A 17,896-nucleotide genomic window follows, 5' to 3' on the forward strand; every position below is an offset into this window, starting at 1 on the left:
CAACCCCGAAAGGACCCCGAAGCAGCCGACACCACAGCAGGTCGGCGGCACACTCACGCCCATCCCCCGAAACACCCAAACCAAGATCGACAAAATCAAGACAAGATCAAATGGCTATTGCATGAAAGGCCGAGGCTAGCACGAACGTGTGGGCGTATCAATCAACCGTTCGATCTATTGCGTCAACTGTGACCTGTCGCGCCTCGCCTGTTTCCGCACCGGCCGTTTAGCGTCGGATCTGTTCTTGGCTGGTGGAGGTTGGGATGAGAAGGATGGCGCTGTTGGCTTCGAGTGTGGCCGTCGCCTCCATGGCGGTGACCGTCGCGGCTTGCGGGGTGACTGACGCGAGCACCGGGGTGGAGGCGAGCACTGGTGTAGGCCAGAGCGAGCCGGAACTCGGCGCGTTGCCACGTATCGGCTCCTACGACGACGTCGTCTTTCCTCTCGATTCATATCACCTGTCACCGGAACAGAAAGTCACCTTGGCACGCGCTGATGATATCCAGGTTCGGGACTGTATGCGGCGTTACGGGTTCGACTTCGACTTGCCTGACCGGGCCGTGGAGCCGGAGCTGGAGAACAGGGTCATAGGCCTGATCGACAAGGATTCTGCGGCCAGCTTCGGTTACAAGCCGGCCGGGTTTGCCGAACATTCTAGTCGTGTCCGCGAGGCAAAGAGCGAGCAGACCAAATGGTCGCCCGAAATGATGGGCGTCCTGAACGGCGAAGGCCCGTCCAAGGTGAACGGTGTAGAGGTCCCAGAGGGTGGGTGTGATGCCGAGGCGCGTCAGCACTTGGCCAGGAACACGGACGGAAAGCCGGGAGATGAGAATTTCGTTATTCGCTTGGAGAAGATGTCGGGAGAGGCGACGGAAGCGGACAGCCGACTCAAGAAAGCATTTGCCAAATGGAGCGACTGCATGGCCGAGGCCGGGTTCAACTACCGCGACCCGTGGCAGGCGAACGGTGACCCGGCATTTGCCGAGGAGAAGGCATCCGCACGGGAGGTCGCGACCGCCACGGCCGATGTGAAGTGCCGCAGCAAGCACGATGTCAACGGAATCTGGGTGGCCGTGCGGACGGCCTATCAGAACCGGCTCATCGAGGCGAACGCCGAGGCGTTGCGGCAGCATGAGTCTGCGGTGGCCGAACAGCTCCGGAAGGCGGCGGATGTCCTTGCCGCCAACAGGTAAGTGATGGAGCTCCACACCGCCTCGACCGGACGGTCCACCGCCTTCGACACCCCGATCTGCCAACCGGCGTCGCGGGTGTGCCCGACCTCCGACCGCCGCCACCCCGCGGTCACGACGTCACCACGGCGACCGCGCTGACCTCGACGAGCGCACCGAGCACGGCCAAGCCGGCCACCTGCGCGACCACGACCGGCGGCGCGGCTCCCGCCAGCTGACCCAGGTAGTGCCGTCACGCTGGCGCACCCGGCTCACCGCGCTCGCCGACGTGGAGGCACTGCCGGGACAGTCCCGCCGCCGCGCCGGGCGCGACGTGCTCATCCCCGCCGCGCTCGCCTGCCGCGCGAACGAGGCCATCCGCATCCGGCACCGCCGCCACGACACCGCGGACGCGACGCCGACCGACGTGCAGCCGCACCGGCTGGTCACGCTGCACCGCCGCTGGTTCCTCGTCGCATGCCCTCGCCGGGCCACGAGATGGGCGGTCTACGCCCTCGACCGCATCGATCACGTCCAACCACTCGGTACCCACTTCCCGGTGCCCGAGCCGCCATCCGACGCCGCCGCGTTCGTCTCCGACACCCTGGCCCACGGGCATGGCGGCACCGCGTCCGCGTGCGGGTGCACACGTCAGCCGACCTCCTCCGCGAGCTCGTCGACCCGAGCGTCGCCACCGTGATCGAGGACGGCGACGGGTGCGAGCTCCACTTCGGCACCGACGACCTCGACTGGGCGGCCCGGTGGCTCGCCTACCTCAACCTCGACCTCGACGTCATCGAACCGACCTCGCTCGCCGACCAGCTGCGCGCGCTCGGCCGCTGGCTGCTCGACCGCTACTGAGGACCCGCGTCGCCACCGGTGCGGGCGATTGCGTCGAGGGTGACCTGGATGTTGACTGGCATGGTCGGGGACGCTACGACAACACCGACCAAGCAGGAGACGGTCATGTCCCGTCCCGTCCCGTCCCGTCCACTTCGAGATCCACACCGCCGACCCGGACCGAGCGATCGCCTTCTACGAGTCCGTGTTCGGCTGGAAGTTCGAGCGCTGGGGCGACATCCCCTACTGGCTCGTCAGCACCGGCGACGACGCCACACCCGGCATCGACGGCGGGCTCGTGCCCCGGGAAGGCCCGGCACCCGCCGCCGACGCGCCGGTGTCGAGCTTCGTCAACACCATCGACGTCGCCGACCTCGACGCCGTCGGCGTGGCCGTCACCAAGGCCGAGGGCACCATCGCCCTGGCGAAGCACGCGGTACCGGGCGTCGGCTGACTCGCCTACTTCCGCGACCCGGACGGCGACCCGTTCGGCACCATGCAGAGCGACCGGCGCGGCCTACAGCCCCGTCACGAGCGGGGTCTGCGGCTGCGCAGGTAGTCGCCCACCACGGCCGCGCCCAGGCCGTCGAGGTCCGGGTTCACCACCCGCCCACCGCTGCGCCGCGCGATCAGGTCGACGAACCGCGCGAGCGAGGGATCCTCGCCCAGCATGAACACGGTCACCGACGCGCCCAGCTTCGCCAGCGCGTCGACCTCCGCGACCGTCTTGCGCAGCGTGCTGTCCAACGGTGGGTAGTCGAACACCGCTTCGCCGTCCGGATCCAGGTGCGCGGTCGGCTCGCCGTCGGTGACGACGAGGACCACGGGGTGCGCGTCGGAGTGCCTGCGCAGGTGCCGCCCGGCCAGCAGCAGCGCGTGGTGCAGGTTGGTGCCCTGCTCCCACACGCCCTCCAGCCCGACGAGCTCCGCCAGCTCCACCGACCGCGCGTGCCGGCCGAACGTGACCAGCTGCAGTGCGTCGGTGCGGAACCGGGTGGAGATCAGCTGGTGCAGTGCCAGCGCCGTGCGCTTCATCGGGACCCAGCGGCCGTCCTGCACCATCGACCACGACGTGTCGACGCACAGCGCCACCGCGGCCCGCGCCCGCTGCTCGGTCTCGGTGACCTCGACGTCGACCACGTCCAGCGAGACCCGGCCACTCGTGGACGCCGTTCGCAGCACCGCGTTGCGCACGGTGCGCGAGGTGTCCCACGGCTCGGTGTCGCCGAACTGCCACGACCGGGTCGACCCGATGGGTTCGCCCGCGGCGCCGGCGTTGCGCGCGTCGCGCTGCCCCTGCCGCCTGGCCGCGTTGACCACGTCCTTCAACGCGGTCTGGCCCAGCCGGCGCAACGCCTTGGGCGACAACCGGAGCGAGCCGTCCGGGGCCCGCTCCAGCAGGCCCTGCTCACGCAGCTGCCGCTCCAGCTCGGCCAGGCGCCGCGCGTCGACCCCGGCGTCCTCGTCGAGCTGGCGCTCCAACGCCTCGATGTCGATGTCCTCCAGCCGCGCGCCCGGGTAGGACTGGGCCAGCTGCTCGGCCAGCGCGTCGATCTCCGCGAGGTCGGCCATCGCCTGCGCGCCCTCGCCCATCCCGAGCGGCTGGTTGCCGCGGAAGCGCGCCGACCCGGTCCAGTTCTCCCCCGGCCGCAGCGCGCGCAGGTTGGCATCCAGCGACGCGACCTGCTCGACCAGCCGGGGATCGCCGAACGCGCCCGCCATCAGCTCGGCGAGCTCCGAGCGCTGCTGCTCGGACATCGAGTTCATCATCCGCTGCGCCGCGGCCGCCCGCCGCGCCAGCGCGTCGACGAGCTCCTCGGTGTTGCGCGGGTTCTCGGGGAAGAACTCGCCGTGCCGGCGCATGAACTCCTGGAACCGCTCGGTGGTGTCCTCGCCGCGCAGGTGGGACAGCAGCAGGTCGTTGAGGTCCGCCATCATCGCGCGGATCCGCTCGGTGTCCTCCGGCCGCACGTCCCGCAGCGCCTGCTTCATGCCCTGGAACCGGGACTCCATCAGCTCCTGGCCGAGCAGGTCCTGGATCTTGCGGTAGGACTCGCGCGCCTCGTCCGAGCGCCAGTCGTACTCGGCGAGCTCACGTACCGCGGCCGCGGTGCCCGACGGCAGCGCGTCCAGCTGCGCCTCCCGGAACCGGGCGTCGTCGTCCGGGTCGGGGAACAGCTCGGCCTTCTCGGCCCGCAGCGCCTGGTCGAGCAGCTCGCGCACCTGCTGGAGCGTGCCGTCGAGGTTGTGCCGGCGCTGGATCTGCGAGCGCCGCTGCCACAGCCGGCGGGTGAGCTCGTCCAGGCCCGAGGTGGTGCGGGTGCCCCGGCGCAGCAGCTCCTCCAGCGCCGAGCGCGGCGAGCGGCCGTCCATCACGTCCCGGCCGATGGCGTCGAGCGCGTCGCGCAGGTCGACCGGCGGCGCCAGTGGGTCCGGCCCGTCGTGCCACGGGCCGTAGGAGAACCGGTCCGCGGTCATGATGCCGCCTCCGCGGAGAAGAGTACGTCGGCGGTCATAATGCCGCCTCCGCGGAGAAGAGTACGTCGGCGGTCATAATGCCGCCTCCGCAGAGAAGAGTACGTCGGCGGTCATAATGCCGCCTCCGCAGAGAAGAGTACGTCGGCGGTCATAATGCCGCCTCCGCAGAGAAGAGTACGTCGGCGGTGGTCACGGGCCGTACACCGTCATGCCGCCGTTGTCCTCGGAGTCCTTGGCCAGCCGCCGGTTGAGGTACAGCGCCTCCAGCGCCAGCTCGACCGCGGCGGCGATCCGGCCTGGCGGGTCGTTCGGCATGACGTCGAGCCGCGCGGCGACCTCGTGCAGCACGGGCAGCTCCGGCAGCGCGCCCAGCACCTCGGCACCGGTCACCCGCTCCCCCGTGGCCACCAGGTGGCCGTCGACCACGACGTCCACGATCGGGCGCAGGTCCAGGCCCGCGAACTTCTCCTTGGCGGTCTCGGCGATCGCGCGGCGCAGCAGGTGGGTGAGGTGCTCGGTCTCCCGGCCCTCCTCACCGGACTCGAACTCGAGCTTGCCGCGCAGCACCGCGGGCACCGCGTCGAGGTCGATCGGCCTGGCGATCGGCGGGTCCTCGCCGACGAGCGCCGAGCGGCGCAGCGCCGCCGCCGACAGGGTCTCGGCAGCGGCCACCGCGAACCGGGCGGACACCCCGGAGCGCTGGTCGATCGCCGACGACTCGCGCAGGTTGCGCACGAACCGGGCCAGCACCTCCAGCAGCGGGTCACCGACCTCGGCCAGCAGGTCGGCCTCCTGCTTGATCACGTCGACCTCGGCGGCCACGGTCAGCGGGTAGTGGGTGACCACCTCGGCGCCGAACCGGTCCTTGAGCGGGGTGATGATCCGCCCGCGGTTGGTGTAGTCCTCCGGGTTGGACGTGGCCACGAGCAGCACGTCGAGCGGCAGCCGCAGCGTGTAGCCGCGGACCTGGATGTCCCGCTCCTCCATCACGTTCAGCAGCGCCACCTGGATCCGCTCGGCCAGGTCGGGCAGCTCGTTGATCGCGACGATGCCGCGGTGCGCCCGCGGCACGAGTCCGAAGTGGATGGTCTCGGGGTCGCCCAGGGTGCGACCGGCGGCCACCTTCACCGGGTCGACGTCGCCGATGAGGTCGCCGACCGAGGTGTCCGGGGTGGCGAGCTTCTCGCTGTAGCGCTCGGAGCGGTGCCGCCACGCCACCGGCAGGTCGTCATCCAGCTCGTCGGCGCGCCTGCGGGACTCCGGGGTGATCGGGGCGAGCGGGTGCTCACCGAGCTCGGCGCCCGCGATGACCGGCGTCCACTCGTCGAGCAGGCCGACGATCGTGCGCAGCAGCCTGGTCTTGCCCTGCCCCCGCTCGCCGAGCAGCACCACGTCGTGCCCGGCCAGCAGCGCCCGCTCCAGCTGGGGCAGCACGGTCCGGTCGAAGCCGACGATGCCAGGCCACGGGTTGCGCCCCTCGCGCAGCGCGGCGAGCAGGTTCTCGCGAATCTCGGCCTTCACGCCGCGCAGGTGGTGTTCGGCCGCGCGCAGCTCTCCCGCGGTCCTCGGGAGGTTCTCGGGTGGTGTCACCGCGCCGACGCTACGCAGCGCGTCGCCCGTCGGCGGTTGGTTCTCCGGTCCTGTCACCTTATCGACGCTACGCAACATCCGGCCCGCGGTCGACGTGGAGCAGCTCCAGCTACTCCTGCCGCGGCTCGCCGTGGACCTCGCCGGGGTCGCCGTGCCGCAGCGTGCTGCGGGCCTCGGCGAACCTGATCATCTCCACCGCGTTCAGCACGATCAGCAACGCCGCCAGGATGCCGAGGCTCGTGAGCGCCGGCAGGTTCGCCACGAGCGGAACAAGCGCCACGCACACCGCCGCGGCGGCCAGCCGGAAGGCCTTGAGGTTGCGGTAGCACCGGTAGGAGAACCCGACGTGCGCCAGCAGATACACGGCCACGCCGCCGTACATCGCCCACAGCGGCACGCCGTAGAGCTTGTCCGACAGCGTGTGGTGCCCGGTGTCGCCGACGTACTCGAGCACCTTCTTGAGCCCCAGCGCGAGCAGCACGATGCCGCCCATCATCGGCAGGTGCAGGTAGGTGAACGCGGTGCGGGCCATCGACACCCGGTGCTCGCCGCGGGCCTCGGCCAGCGCGTGCTCGCCGAGCAGCGCCGAGGTGTCGAAGTACACCCACCACAGGCTCGCCGACACCGAGAGCCCGAGCGTGGCCGCGACGATGATCGGCCAGGAGATGGGCAGCGCGGTCACGCCGACGCCGATGGCCACGATCGACTCGCCGAGCCCGATCATCACGATGAGCCCGTGCCGCTCGGCGAAGTGCCGGGCCGAGCCCAGCCGCCAGCCCCGGGCGCCGATGACGAGCGTGCCACCGTAGTCGGCCACGACCGCGGCGAGCCACAGCAGTATCTGCGCGTTCCCGGAGGTGGTCGCGGCGAGCAACAGCAGCGCGGTGCCGCCGACCATCGTGGGCGCGAACAGCGCGACCTGGCGGTGCAGCCCGGCGTCGTTGCCGCTGATCATCCAGAACAGCACGAGGTGGGTCAGCCGCAGCACGAGGTAGGCGAGCGCGAACACGGTCGGGCCGGACAGCCCGCCCGGCAGGTCCTCGAAGGACTCGGGGATGGCCAGCGCCACCAGGAACATCGCGGCCATCGCGACCAGCAAGGCGACCCGGGCCCAGCCCTCGTCCGCCTTGACCACGTTGGACAGCCAGGAGTAGCCGACCCAGCACCACCACACCACGGCGATCAGCAGCACGCCGCGCAGCAGCCCGCGCCCGCTGACGTCGTCCGCCATCAGCGCGGTGACCTGGGTCAGCGCGAACACGAACACCAGATCGAAGAAAAGCTCTAGGGTCGTGGCGGTGCTGGCTTCGCGTACCCGCTCGACCCGGACCCGTGCGGGATGTGTCATGCGCCTAGTTTGCTCAGGTGAGCGGTGGTTTGGGGAGGGCGACACGGGGATGGCGGACGAGCAGCTGGAACTGCGCTGGGACCCGCGGCCGGGCGACTGGGGCGACGCGCTTCGCGCGGTGACGCCGATGTACCGGTGGTCGCCCTGGTTCGCCGCGGCGCTCGCGGTGTTCGGCGCGGTGCTGGTGGCGCTCGGCGAGCCGCTGCCCGGTGTGTTCGGGCTGGGGTGCGCGGCGGTCATCGCGGTGTTGCCGATGCTCGCGGTGAACTCGTCGTTCCGGCGCAACCCGGTGGCCGCGGCGACCGTGACGGCGACCGTGGACGACTCCTCGATGCGGATGATGACCGTCGACGGCACCGCGTACAGCGACCTGCGCTGGTCGACGCTGTCCGGGTGGCTGGAGACCAACCGCGGCTTCGTGCTGCGCACCGGCGAGGCCACCGCGCTGTTCCCGGTGCCCAACCGCGCGTTCGGCGCGCAGGAGGAGCGGCGCCGGTTCCGCGAGCTGCTGGAGCGCACCGTCGGCCCGGCGAAGCCTTGATCCGTAAGCACCCCACCCCGAACGGGTAGCGGTTCTCATCGCGTAATCTCTGCTCTCGTGTCATCCCCCAGCGCGACAATGGCGGTGTGGTCGTCAGCCTGGCTGAGCGGTACCGCTGCCGCCGACGACGTGCTCGATGCCCTGCAGGACTGGGCCGAGCTGCACGAGGTGGTCGCCGCGGACGAGTCCTTGGCGGCCACCCTGGAGATCCCGGTGCGTGGCGAGCCCGGCGGCGCGCCGGCCGCGTTGCTCGCGGCACTGCGCCGGAGTGGCGTGGACGGTGGGCGGCTGGTCATGCCAGTGCCCGGCGACGTCCGCGGTCTCGGCGGGCCCAGTGCCTTCGCCACCGAGGCGTTACGCGCGGGCGAGGCGGTCGTGCTGGACAACCTCGGCGTGGTGCCCGAGCGGGTGGGCAGGCCCGTCGACGACGGCATCGTCCGCTGGATCGTGTTCGACGTGGGGCAGTTGCCTCCGGCGGCGAACGTGCCGCTGGGTGAGGCCGAGCACGAGCTCACCGGCGCGATGCGGGTCGCCGCTGGCATGCTGATCGAGCTCGGCGTGGCCAAGCAGCGGGCCGGGGTGCGCGAGGAGCTGCAGGCCAGGGTGGCCGAGCGGACCAAGGCGAGCTGGCCGGCCGGCATGCCGCCGCGGGCGCTGCGCGTGCTGCAGCGGGCCGCCGAGGTCGCCGCGATCCTGGAGCTGGCGATGGAGGACGAGCCTGGTGGAGCGCTGTCCGCGTCCGCCGCGCTGAAGCGGGCCGAGGCGTTGCGCCCGCTGTTCCACGCCGTGCGCACGGCGCGTTGCGCCGCGGTCGCCGAGGCCGTCCGCGTGCTGTCGGACCACGCCGGCAAGGTCTGACCCAAGTGTCGCGTGACCCTGAAACCTTTACGCCGCTGCGGCCAACAGCGGCCCCTGTCTGTGTTACGGCGTTGGAGAAAAGCCCAAGTACATCCAGTACGAGCGACTTTCCTCCGCCTTGCCAGGAACCACGTGGATCCACAGCGGACGCAAAGGAACAGGATCACGCGACACCAGCCTTCTCGCCGTGCTGATCGAGAAGCGGCTGCACGCGGGGATCCGCGACGGGTCGATCACGGTGATGTTCCGGCGGTGGCGACGGCCGCAGGTCATCGCCGGCAACGTGTACCGGACACCGGCCGGTCGGGTCGTCGTCGACTCGGTCGCCACGGTGGCGCCGTCCCGGATCCGTCGCGCGGACGCGGTCGCGGCCGGGTACCGGACCGTGGCCGAGGCGGTCGCCGACCTGCGCGGCTCTCCGCACGACCCGGTCTACCTGCTGCGCCTGCACCACGCCGACGAGCCCGACCCGCGCGAGCTGCTCGCGTCCACCGCGGACCTGTCCACTTCGGACGTCGAGGAGATCACCCGCCGCCTTTCCCGGCTGGACAAGGCATCCACCCACGGCCCGTGGACCGAGGACACGTTCGCGATCATCCGCCGACGCCCGGCAGTGCGGGCGGGCGACCTGGCCGAGGAGCTGGGCCGGGAGATGCTGCCGTTCAAAGTGGACGTTCGCAAGCTCAAGAACCTGGGCCTGACCCATAGCCTGGAGACCGGCTACCGCCTCTCCCCCCGCGGCGAGGCCTACCTACGCTTGCGCTGAGGCTCGCAGCACAGCTCGGCGCACGGCGCGCCGTCGACCGTGCAGCCCGCCGCGGGGAAGTCGGACAGCTTCCGGACCGGTGCGCCGGCCACGTGTTCCCGCACCAGCTCGACCACCAGCTCGGCGAACCGCGGGTCACCGCTCGGGGACGCGGCTCGGGCGAAGCCCATGCCCAGCCCCGCCGCCTTCTCCGCGGCCTCGGTGTCGAGGTCCCACCCGACCTCCAGGTGGTCGCTCACGAACCCCACCGGGCACACCACCACCGCGGGCACCCCCCGGCCCGCCAGCGTGTCGAGGTGGTCGAGGATGTCCGGCTCCAGCCACGGGATCCGCGGCGGCCCGGACCTCGACTGCCACACCACGTCGTAGCCGGCCACGCCCACCTCGGCGGCCACCAGGCGGGCGGCCTCCGCGACCTGGCGCGAGTACCGGCCACCCCCCTCGGCGGGCGGGCCGGACGCGGCGTCGGCCGCCGTCGGCACCGAGTGCGCGGTGAACACCAGGCGGTACTCCGAAAGGCCCTCGGCGGCCGAGCGGACCGCGTCCGCGAACGCGCCCACGAACAGCGGGTGGTCGAAGAACTGCCGCAGCTTCACCAGCTCCGGCGCGCCGGGCCCGACCGCCGCGCGCGCCCGCACGATGTCCTCGTCGTACTGCCGGCACGCCGAGTACCCGCCGTACGCGCTGGTCGGGAACACGAGCGCGCGCCGCACGCCGTCGGCGGCCATCCGGGCGACGGTGTCCTCGACCATCGGGTGCCAGTTGCGGTTGCCGAAGTACACCGGCAGCTCGATCCCTTGCCGCGCCAGCACATCCGTGACCGCCGCGATCGCCGACCGGTTCAGCTCGTTGATCGGCGAGACGCCGCCGAACGACTGGTAGTGGTGCTCGACCTCGTCCAGCCGCTCCGGCGGAACGCCCCGGCCGCGCGTGACGTTCTCCAGGAACGGCCGGACGTCCTCGGGCTTGTCCGGACCGCCGAACGACAGCCAGAGCAACGCGTCCATCTACAGTCCCAGCGCGTGCACGCCGCCGTCCACCATGATCATCGAGCCGGTGGTGGCGGGCAGCCAGTCGGACAGCACCGCGCAGATCGACTTCGCCACCGGCGCGGCGTCCTCGGCGTCCCAGCCCAGCGGCGCCCGGTCGTCCCAGCCGCCCTCGAGCTCGCCGAAGCCGGGGATCGACTTCGCGGCCATCGTCTTCAGCGGACCGGCCGACACGAGGTTGACCCGCACGCCGTGCTGGCCCATCTCCCGCGCCAGGTACCGGTTGACCGACTCCAGCGCGGCCTTCGCCACGCCCATCCAGTTGTAGGCCGGCCACGCGACCCGCGCGTCGAAGTCCATGCCCACCACGGACGCGCCGCGGGACAGCAGCGGCAGCAGCGCCGTGGTCAGCGACTTGAACGAGTACGCGGACACCTCGACCGCGACCGACACGTCCTCCTTGGGGGCGTCGAGGAACGGCGAGCCGAGGCAGGTCTGCGGGGCGAACGCGATGGCGTGCAGCACGCCGTCGAGGCCGTCGACGTGCTCGCGGACCCGGTCGGCCAGCGTGTCCAGGTGCTCCTGGTTCTGCACGTCGAGCTCGATCACCGGCGGCGGCTGCGGCAGGCGCTTGGCGATCCGCTCGACCAGGCTCATCCGGCCGAAGCCGGTCAGCACGACGGTCGCACCCTCTTCCTGGGCGACCTTCGCCGCGTGGAACGCGATCGACGCATCGGTGATCACACCGGTGATGAGCAGGCGCTTGCCCTCGAGCAGACCGGTCACGAGCGACCCTCCTGGTTGGTCGGTGGAGGGCCCAGTCTGTCAGTAGGGACTCAGTGCCCCATCCCGAGCCCACCATCGACCGGCACGACCGCGCCGGTGATGTAGCCGGCCGCGTCCGAGGCGAGGAACGTGACCGCCGCGGCGACCTCGTCGGTGCGCCCGTACCGGCCGGCCGGCACCTGGCCGAGGATCACCGCCTTGCGGTCGTCGGACACGGCGTCGGTCATCTCCGTGCTGATGAACCCGGGGGTGACCAGGTTCGCGGTGATGTTGCGGTTGCCCATCTCCCGCACGATCGAGCGCGCGACGCCGATGAGGCCTGCCTTGCTGGCCGCGTAGTTGACCTGGCCCGGGCCGCCGGTGAGGCCGACCACCGACGAGATGAAGATCATCCGGCCCCAGCGGGCCTTGAGCATGGCCCGGGTGGCCCGCTTGGCCACCCGGTACGCGCCGGTGAGGTTGGCGTCCAGCACGCGGGTGAACTGGTCCTCGGACATCCGCATGAGCAGCGTGTCATCGGTGATGCCGGCGTTGGACACGAGGACCTCGACCGGCCCCTGCGCCTCCTCGACCTCCGTGAAGGCCGCGTCCACCTGGGCCATGTCGGTGACGTCGCAGCGGACCCCGAACAGGGTCTCGGGCGGCGGCTTGCCGCGGTAGGTGACCGCCACGTCGTCACCCTGCGCGGCGAACGCCTGGGCGATGGACAGCCCGATCCCGCGGTTACCCCCAGTAACCAGCACAGAACGTCCCACACCTGCTCCTCGGTAGGACTGATGATTGCGTCCGCAAGATTATCGGTTGGGCGGCCACGGCGACGTCGAGGCTCGGTCAACCATCTGTTGGCACATTTCGGACATACCGCTCATTCGGGTGTCCGAAGGTGTTACGGCAGCCGTTGACCGATCACCAACGCACTTCCGGCCGCCATCAACGCGGCCAGCGTGCCGAGCACGAGCCACGGCCGGCTGGCGTCGGCGTCCTTGGTCTCGTAGCCGATCTGTTCACCAAGCGTGTCGTACACCCGGTGCAGCTGGTCGGCGGTCGCCGCGCGGTAGAACTCGCCGTCGGAGAGCCGGGCGATCTCCCGCATCGACTCGTCGTCCACCGGCACCGGCTGGTTCTTGCCGTCGATCGTGACCTCGCCGCTCTGCGTGCCGAACGAGATCGTGGAGACCGGGACCTTCTGGTCGGCGGCGGCCCGTGCCGCGGTGAACGCGCCGCGCGGGTCGTTGCCGTCGTCGGTCGGGATGGTCTGCTTGCCGTCGGTCATCAGCACGACGCGCGCCGGCGGGGCGCCCTCGACGCCGCTGATGACCTGCGCGAAGCCCTCGATCGCCTGCAACGCGGCGAAGATCGCCTCACCGGTGGCGGTCGACTCGGCGAGCCGCAGGTTGTCGATCGCGTTGGATACACCGTTCCGGTCGGTGGTGGGCGACACCAGCACGGTCGCGGTGCCCGCGAACGCGATGAGGCCCAGGTTGATGCCCGGGGTCAGGCCGGTGACGAAGTCCTTCGCCGCGTCCTGCGCGGCCCGCAACCGGGTCGGCTCGACGTCGGTGGCCTCCATCGACAGTGACACGTCGATCACGAGCATCACGGTGGCCCGGTTGCGCGGCACCCGCTGCTCGGCGGTCGGCCCGGCCATCGCGGTGGTCAGCAGCATGAGCGCGACGACCAGCACGATCGCCGGCACATGCCGGATCCAGCCCTGCCGCTTGGGCACGACCTTCTCCAGCAGCGCCAGGTTGGTGAACCGCATGGTGCGCTTGCGCCGCATCCGCTGCACGGCGACGTAGCCGACCACGATCAGCGCGACCACGACCAGCAGCAGGAACCACCAGGGCGCGGAGAAGTTGCGGAAGCTCAGGTTCATCAGGCCACCCCTCCCCCGGACCACCGTCGCTTGCGGGCGACGACGAACCGGACAGTGTCGGCGATCCAGTCCGAGTCGGTGCGCAGCACGAGGTGCCCCCCGCCGGCCCTGCGCACCGCGGCCGCGACCTCGGCCCGGTGCTCGGCCGCCGCGGCGCCGAACTCCTTGCGCAGCAACGCCGACGCGTTCACCTCGCGCTGGCGCCCGGACTCCGGGTCGGCGAGCACGACCGTGCCGACCTCCGGCAGGTCCACGTCCCGCGGGTCGAGCACCTCGACCGCGATCAGGTCGTGCCGGGTGGACAGCGCGCGCAACGGCCGCTGCCAGTCGAGGTCACCCAGGAAGTCGGAGATCACGACGGCGAGCCCACGCCGGCGCGGCGGGCGGCGCAGCTGCTCGATGGCGTCGGCGAGGTCGCCGCGGACACCCTCGGGAGCGCGCGGCGTCTCGGCGATCTTGCGGACGAGCCCCCTGGCGTGCGCGAGCCCGCCGCGGGCGGGGATGCGGACGGTCCGCTCGCCGGTGGCGACGATCGCGCCGATCCGGTTGCCGCCGCCGCCGGTGAGGTTGGCCATCGCGGCGGTGGCGGCGATGACGAGGTCCCGCTTCTCGCACGCAGCGGTGCCGAAGAAGAGGCTCCCGGACAGGTCCACGACGAGCCAGGTCTCGAGCTCGCGGTCGGCGACGGTCTCGCGGATGTGCGGGACGGTCGTGCGCGCGGTTACCGCCCAGTCCATCCGGCGCACGTCGTCGCCGGGTTGGTAGGTGCGGGCCTCGCCGGGCTCGGAGCCGGGCCCGGGAACGAGGCCGAGGTGGTTTCCCTGGAGCAACCCGTCGAGCCGGCGCCGGACGTCGAGCTCCAGCAGCCGCAGGCCGTGCTCCATCCGCTCGCCCTGCATGATCGGCGGCGCCCAGGGCGGCCGGTCACGGGTTTTGTGCTTGTCCTTCACGACCTGCCGGCCACCCCGACCGGCGGCGGCTGCACACCGCCCGACTGGGGCCGGGCGGACACCTGCGGGAGCGGCACGGTCTGCAGCACCCGGGAGATGATGTGGTCGAGCGGGACCCCGTCGGCCAGCGCGTCGTAGGACAGGACGAGCCGGTGGCGCAGCACGTCCGGCACGACGTCCACCACGTCCTGTGGGAGCACGTAGTCCCGCCCGCGGATCAGCGCGAGCGCCCGCGACGCGGCGACGATGCCGAGGCTCGCGCGGGGCGAGGCACCGTAGGCGACCCAGCCCGCGACGTCGTTGAGCCCGTGCTCGAGCGGTGTGCGGGTGGCCAGGACGACGCGGACCGTGTAGTCGACGAGCGCGTGGTGCACGAAGACCTGCGAGGCGACGCCCTGGAGGCGGACCAGCTCGGCGGGGCTGAGCACCTGCTGCGGCTCCGGCGCCGTGACGCCCATCCGGTAGACGATCTCGCGCTCCTCCTCGGCCGTCGGGTAGTCGACGATGATCTTGAAGAGGAAGCGGTCGCGCTGGGCCTCGGGCAGCGGGTAGACGCCCTCGTTCTCGATGGGGTTCTGGGTGGCCAGGACCAGGAACGGGTCGGGCATCGGGAAGGTCTGGCCGCCGATGGTGACGTGCCGCTCGGCCATGACCTCGAGCATCGCGGACTGCACCTTCGCGGGCGCCCGGTTGATCTCGTCGGCGAGCACGAAGTTGGCGACGACGGGGCCCAGCTCCACGTCGAACTTCTCGCTGCCCTGCCGGTAGATCCGGGTGCCGAGGATGTCGGCCGGCACGAGGTCGGGGGTGAACTGCACCCGGGTGAACGACCCGCCGACGACCTTGGCGAACGTCTCGACCGCCAGCGTCTTGGCGACGCCCGGGACACCTTCGAGGAGCAGATGCCCCTTGGACAGCAGGCCGACGAGCATGCGCTCGACGAGCCGGTCCTGTCCCACGATGACCCGTTTGACCTCGAACACGGTGCGCTCGAGCAGCTGTGCGTCGCGGGCGGGCGTGTTTGGCTCGGACCCGGATCCGTTCACCGACTCAGCCGGCTCGGTCACTACCAACCTCCTAGGTGCAGCGTCAGGTTCCCCGACTCTCAGGTAACCGGAACCCCGGTATGACCGCTGTGAAGGTTGTGCCCACCGCTCGCTTCAGAGCATGCGGGTCGCGTACGGGACGATGCCGCCGTAGCGCACCGAGGCGATCCGCACCCGCGCCCCGGACAAGGCCCGGCGTGTCGTCCTGTGGCGTCGTTGTGTCGTCCCGTGGCGTCGTCGTGTCGTCCTGTGGCTCGTCGTGTTGTCAGGTGGCGATGGCGCGGGGCAGCGGTTGGTCCGGTCCGGGTTCGGTGGGTGTCGTCCGCGGCCGGCTCACCGACGTGAGAGGTCGACTCACCGACGTGAGAGGTCGACTCGGCTACGTGGAGGTCGGGAAGAAGGGTGGGCCCACCGCTCGCTTCAGAGCATGCGGGTCGCGTACGGGACGATGCCGCCGTAGCGCACCGAGGCGATCCGCACCCGCGCCCCGGAGTGCGGCGCCTCGACCATCTGCCCGTTGCCGATGTAGAGCGCCACGTGGTGGATCCGGCCGCCGCTCGCCCAGAACAGCATGTCGCCGGGCGCCTTCTGGCTCAGCGGCACCCGGCGGCCGGCATGTGCCTGGTAGCCGCTGTAGTGCGGCAGCCGGTACCCGGCCGCGGCGAACGCGTAGATCATCAGGCCCGAGCAGTCGAAGCCGATCTTGTTGTAGTCGCCGTACATGTCGGCCACGCCGCCGTCGCGGATGCCGCGGGTCGGGCCGTAGGCGTTGCCGCCGCCCCACGCGTACGGCACGCCGAGCTGGGACAGCGCGCGGTTGATCACCGAGCGCGCCGAGCCGCTGGACGGGGCCGCGACCGGCCGGCCGCCACCCCCGCCGCCGGCACTCTCGGCGGCCTGCTGGGCCTTCAGCGCGTCCTCGCGCTGCTTGGCCGCGAGCCAGTCCTGGTACCGCTTGCGCTGGCTCTCCAGCCCGCTGACCGCCGACTGCGCCGCGATCAGCTGCGACTCCGCGCTCGCCTTCTGCGCCTCGATCCGCTGCGCCTGCGCGGCGCCGTCCTGCTGTGCCTGCCGGGCCGCCGCGGTGGCCGCGTCCGCCGCCTCCTTCGCCGACTGGGCCTGCGCCTCCTTCTCGTTGGCGAGGTCCAGCGCGGCGCGAGCGGCCGAGTCCTTGTTGGCCTTGTCGGTGCGCGCGACCTCCAAGTCGTCGAGCACGTCGAGCTCGCTGCCGGCCACCGCGTTCAGCAGCTCGGCCCTGGCCAGCAGGTCCTCCGGCGACTTCGCGCCGAGGTAGGCCGACATCGACCCGATCGTGCTGCCCTGCCGGTAGCTGCCGGCGGCGAACTCGTCGAGATCCTCGCGCGCGTCGTCGATCGCCTGGGAAGCGCTGTCCGCCGCGGCCTTCGCCGCCTCCGCGTCCGCCTTGGCCTGCGCCGCCTCGCCCTGGGCGGTCTGCAGGTCGACGAGCGCCTTGTTGGCGTCCTCCATCTTCAGCTCGACATCGGCCTGCAGCTCCATGAGCCGCGCCTCCGCCTGCGCCACCTGGTTGGTCAGCCTGCCGACCTGGGTGGCCTGCGCGTTCGCCTTCGCGCGGGTGCTGTCGAGCTGGTCGTCGCTGGGGTTGGGCGGGGGCGGCGGCACGGCGACCGCAGTGCCCGCCCCGAGGCTCACGACCAGCACGACGGTGGCGGCGACCACCCGCAGGCTCGCGCCCAGCCGTCTCGGCATTGCTCCCACCGGGCCTACCTCCCACCTCCAGGCTCTGCCGACCTCCCCTGTCACAGCCCCGCTGAGCTGCACGATCGGCGCAACCACTGTGCCACTTTGGACTCGTTTAGCACCAGTCGTAACACCAGAAACTTGGATCCCGTGGACAACATTCATCCCTGTGAACACGAGAGAACCACGCAGAGTTGCCGAGACAGGGCCGCCGAGCTGGGGAGAATCACGACCTGTAACCATGGCCGAGTGCTGTCCATGACCCAGACCCGCGCGCCGACCCGGCTCGGGATCGGCGCCGTGTGCCTGGCGGCGGCCGGCCTCGCGCTGGTCGCGGTCAGCACGTTCCTGCCCTGGGTCGTGTCCGGAACGGTGCTCCGGGACAGCTACCAGTCGATCAGCGTGATCCGCGCGATCAAGGCGGTGGAGGGCAATCCTCTCGAGCTCGTCCTCGATGCCTGGACCATGATCATCCCGATGATCACCGTGTGTGCCGTCGGCTACGCACTCGGATTTCGCCGGACCGCCGCAACGATTTCGACCATTCTGGCGATAATCTGCGGAACCATCGCGGGGACTGCGACCGTCGTAGGTGGTGGCGAGGACATCAGCCTCGGCATAGCCGGTACGGGCCCCATCGTCATGTTGATCGGGGCAGTGCTCACCGTGATCGGTGTCGTAGGTATCTTCGCCGGCCAGCGCAGAGGCGCGACCGGAGACGCAGGAGGGGAACCGTGACCTATCCAGGTTCTGGCGGCCCATGGCAGCCAAACGATCCGAACCAGCCGGGGAGTGGACCGTTCCCCGCACAGCAACCTGGGTACCCGCAGCAGGGCGGCTACCCCCAGCAGGGGTACCCGCAACAGGGTGGTTACCAGCAGCCCGGTTACCAGCAGCAGCCCGGTTACCAGCAGCAGCCCGGTTACCAGCAGCAGCCCGG

16 protein-coding genes and 3 pseudogenes are annotated in these 17,896 nt (G+C 71.1%); 9 read left to right on the forward strand and 10 right to left on the reverse strand.

Features of this window, described 5'->3' with window-relative positions; all coding sequences use genetic code 11:
• Positions 1–272: 272 nt before the first annotated feature.
• The 4 genes and pseudogenes from GEV28_RS35415 to GEV28_RS35430 all read left to right on the forward strand — a co-directional run.
• Complete coding sequence (locus GEV28_RS35415) at positions 273–1,193, forward strand: hypothetical protein (RefSeq protein WP_291417563.1); 921 nt, start codon at positions 273–275, stop codon at positions 1,191–1,193.
• A gap of 77 nt (positions 1,194–1,270) precedes the next feature.
• Complete coding sequence (locus GEV28_RS35420) at positions 1,271–1,408, forward strand: hypothetical protein (protein WP_291417565.1); 138 nt, start codon at positions 1,271–1,273, stop codon at positions 1,406–1,408.
• Positions 1,409–1,503: 95 nt separating this feature from the next.
• Positions 1,504–2,030 (forward strand): annotated as a pseudogene (locus GEV28_RS35425) (WYL domain-containing protein).
• A 139-nt stretch (positions 2,031–2,169) separates the two neighbouring features.
• Positions 2,170–2,460: pseudogene (locus GEV28_RS35430) on the forward strand (VOC family protein); the annotation flags it as partial.
• A gap of 77 nt (positions 2,461–2,537) precedes the next feature.
• Here the strand turns inward: GEV28_RS35430 and GEV28_RS35435 are convergent.
• From GEV28_RS35435 to GEV28_RS35445, 3 genes are all read right to left on the reverse strand, one after another.
• Entirely contained in the window at positions 2,538–4,487 is a 1,950-nt protein-coding gene (locus tag GEV28_RS35435) for a VWA domain-containing protein (RefSeq protein ID WP_291417567.1), read from the reverse strand.
• Between the two features lie 189 nt (positions 4,488–4,676).
• Positions 4,677–6,077 (reverse strand): sigma 54-interacting transcriptional regulator, encoded by a 1,401-nt coding sequence (locus GEV28_RS35440; protein ID WP_291417590.1) that lies wholly within the window; start codon positions 6,075–6,077, stop codon positions 4,677–4,679.
• A 109-nt stretch (positions 6,078–6,186) separates the two neighbouring features.
• Positions 6,187–7,425 (reverse strand): low temperature requirement protein A, encoded by a 1,239-nt coding sequence (locus tag GEV28_RS35445; RefSeq protein ID WP_291417569.1) that lies wholly within the window; start codon positions 7,423–7,425, stop codon positions 6,187–6,189.
• A gap of 49 nt (positions 7,426–7,474) precedes the next feature.
• Between GEV28_RS35445 and GEV28_RS35450 the strand changes: the two genes are divergently transcribed.
• The 3 genes from GEV28_RS35450 to GEV28_RS35460 all read left to right on the forward strand — a co-directional run bounded on the left by GEV28_RS35450 (position 7,475) and on the right by GEV28_RS35460 (position 9,590).
• On the forward strand, positions 7,475–7,966 hold the full coding sequence (locus GEV28_RS35450) for a YcxB family protein (RefSeq protein ID WP_291417571.1): 492 nt from the start codon (positions 7,475–7,477) through the stop codon (positions 7,964–7,966).
• A 57-nt stretch (positions 7,967–8,023) separates the two neighbouring features.
• Positions 8,024–8,824 carry a hypothetical protein gene (locus GEV28_RS35455; protein ID WP_291417573.1) on the forward strand — a complete coding sequence of 267 codons (801 nt, stop codon included), beginning with the start codon at positions 8,024–8,026 and terminating at the stop codon, positions 8,822–8,824.
• A 187-nt stretch (positions 8,825–9,011) separates the two neighbouring features.
• Complete coding sequence (locus GEV28_RS35460; RefSeq protein WP_291417575.1) at positions 9,012–9,590, forward strand: hypothetical protein; 579 nt, start codon at positions 9,012–9,014, stop codon at positions 9,588–9,590.
• On the opposite strand, the gene GEV28_RS35465 is transcribed toward GEV28_RS35460, so the two are convergent.
• The 7 genes from GEV28_RS35465 to GEV28_RS35495 form a co-directional block, all read right to left on the reverse strand.
• Entirely contained in the window at positions 9,572–10,597 is a 1,026-nt protein-coding gene (locus GEV28_RS35465; RefSeq protein WP_291417577.1) for a ferrochelatase, read from the reverse strand. The two genes, GEV28_RS35460 and GEV28_RS35465, sit on opposite strands and share 19 nt — an antisense overlap.
• Complete coding sequence (gene fabI / locus GEV28_RS35470) at positions 10,598–11,365, reverse strand: enoyl-ACP reductase FabI (protein ID WP_291417579.1); 768 nt, start codon at positions 11,363–11,365, stop codon at positions 10,598–10,600.
• 50 nt (positions 11,366–11,415) lie between these two features.
• Positions 11,416–12,120, reverse strand: coding sequence for a 3-oxoacyl-ACP reductase FabG (gene fabG, locus GEV28_RS35475; protein WP_291417581.1), 705 nt, complete (start codon positions 12,118–12,120; stop codon positions 11,416–11,418).
• Positions 12,121–12,251: 131 nt separating this feature from the next.
• Positions 12,252–13,235 carry a VWA domain-containing protein gene (locus tag GEV28_RS35480; RefSeq protein WP_291417591.1) on the reverse strand — a complete coding sequence of 328 codons (984 nt, stop codon included), beginning with the start codon at positions 13,233–13,235 and terminating at the stop codon, positions 12,252–12,254.
• Positions 13,236–13,240: 5 nt separating this feature from the next.
• Entirely contained in the window at positions 13,241–14,140 is a 900-nt protein-coding gene (locus GEV28_RS35485) for a DUF58 domain-containing protein (protein WP_291417592.1), read from the reverse strand.
• 47 nt (positions 14,141–14,187) lie between these two features.
• Entirely contained in the window at positions 14,188–15,258 is a 1,071-nt protein-coding gene (locus GEV28_RS35490) for a MoxR family ATPase (protein ID WP_291417583.1), read from the reverse strand.
• 399 nt (positions 15,259–15,657) lie between these two features.
• Positions 15,658–16,965, reverse strand: a complete 1,308-nt coding sequence (locus tag GEV28_RS35495; protein WP_291417586.1) for an NlpC/P60 family protein — start codon at positions 16,963–16,965, stop codon at positions 15,658–15,660.
• Between the two features lie 240 nt (positions 16,966–17,205).
• Here GEV28_RS35495 and GEV28_RS35500 point away from each other — a divergent pair, with 240 nt between their 5' ends.
• A complete protein-coding gene (locus tag GEV28_RS35500) occupies positions 17,206–17,694 on the forward strand; it encodes a hypothetical protein (protein ID WP_291417588.1) in 489 nt (162 codons plus the stop codon).
• Positions 17,691–17,896 (forward strand): annotated as a pseudogene (locus GEV28_RS35505) (hypothetical protein); the annotation flags it as partial. The gene GEV28_RS35500 and the pseudogene GEV28_RS35505, both read left to right, overlap by 4 nt.

This window comes from Actinophytocola sp. (genome assembly GCF_009379765.1).
Taxonomy (GTDB): domain Bacteria; phylum Actinomycetota; class Actinomycetes; order Mycobacteriales; family Pseudonocardiaceae; genus Actinophytocola.

What these genes read in the sequence shown, in the direction of transcription:
- GEV28_RS35465 (WP_291417577.1), bottom strand. Translation starts at nt 10,597, where the DNA reads ATGGACGCGTTGCTCTGGCTGTCGTTCGGCGGTCCGGACAAGCCCGAG.
- GEV28_RS35450 (WP_291417571.1), top strand. Translation starts at nt 7,475, where the DNA reads ATGGCGGACGAGCAGCTGGAACTGCGCTGGGACCCGCGGCCGGGCGAC.
- GEV28_RS35435 (WP_291417567.1), bottom strand. Translation starts at nt 4,487, where the DNA reads ATGACCGCGGACCGGTTCTCCTACGGCCCGTGGCACGACGGGCCGGAC.
- GEV28_RS35495 (WP_291417586.1), bottom strand. Translation starts at nt 16,965, where the DNA reads ATGCCGAGACGGCTGGGCGCGAGCCTGCGGGTGGTCGCCGCCACCGTC.
- GEV28_RS35445 (WP_291417569.1), bottom strand. Translation starts at nt 7,425, where the DNA reads ATGACACATCCCGCACGGGTCCGGGTCGAGCGGGTACGCGAAGCCAGC.
- GEV28_RS35485 (WP_291417592.1), bottom strand. Translation starts at nt 14,140, where the DNA reads ATGCAGGGCGAGCGGATGGAGCACGGCCTGCGGCTGCTGGAGCTCGAC.
- GEV28_RS35415 (WP_291417563.1), top strand. Translation starts at nt 273, where the DNA reads ATGGCGCTGTTGGCTTCGAGTGTGGCCGTCGCCTCCATGGCGGTGACC.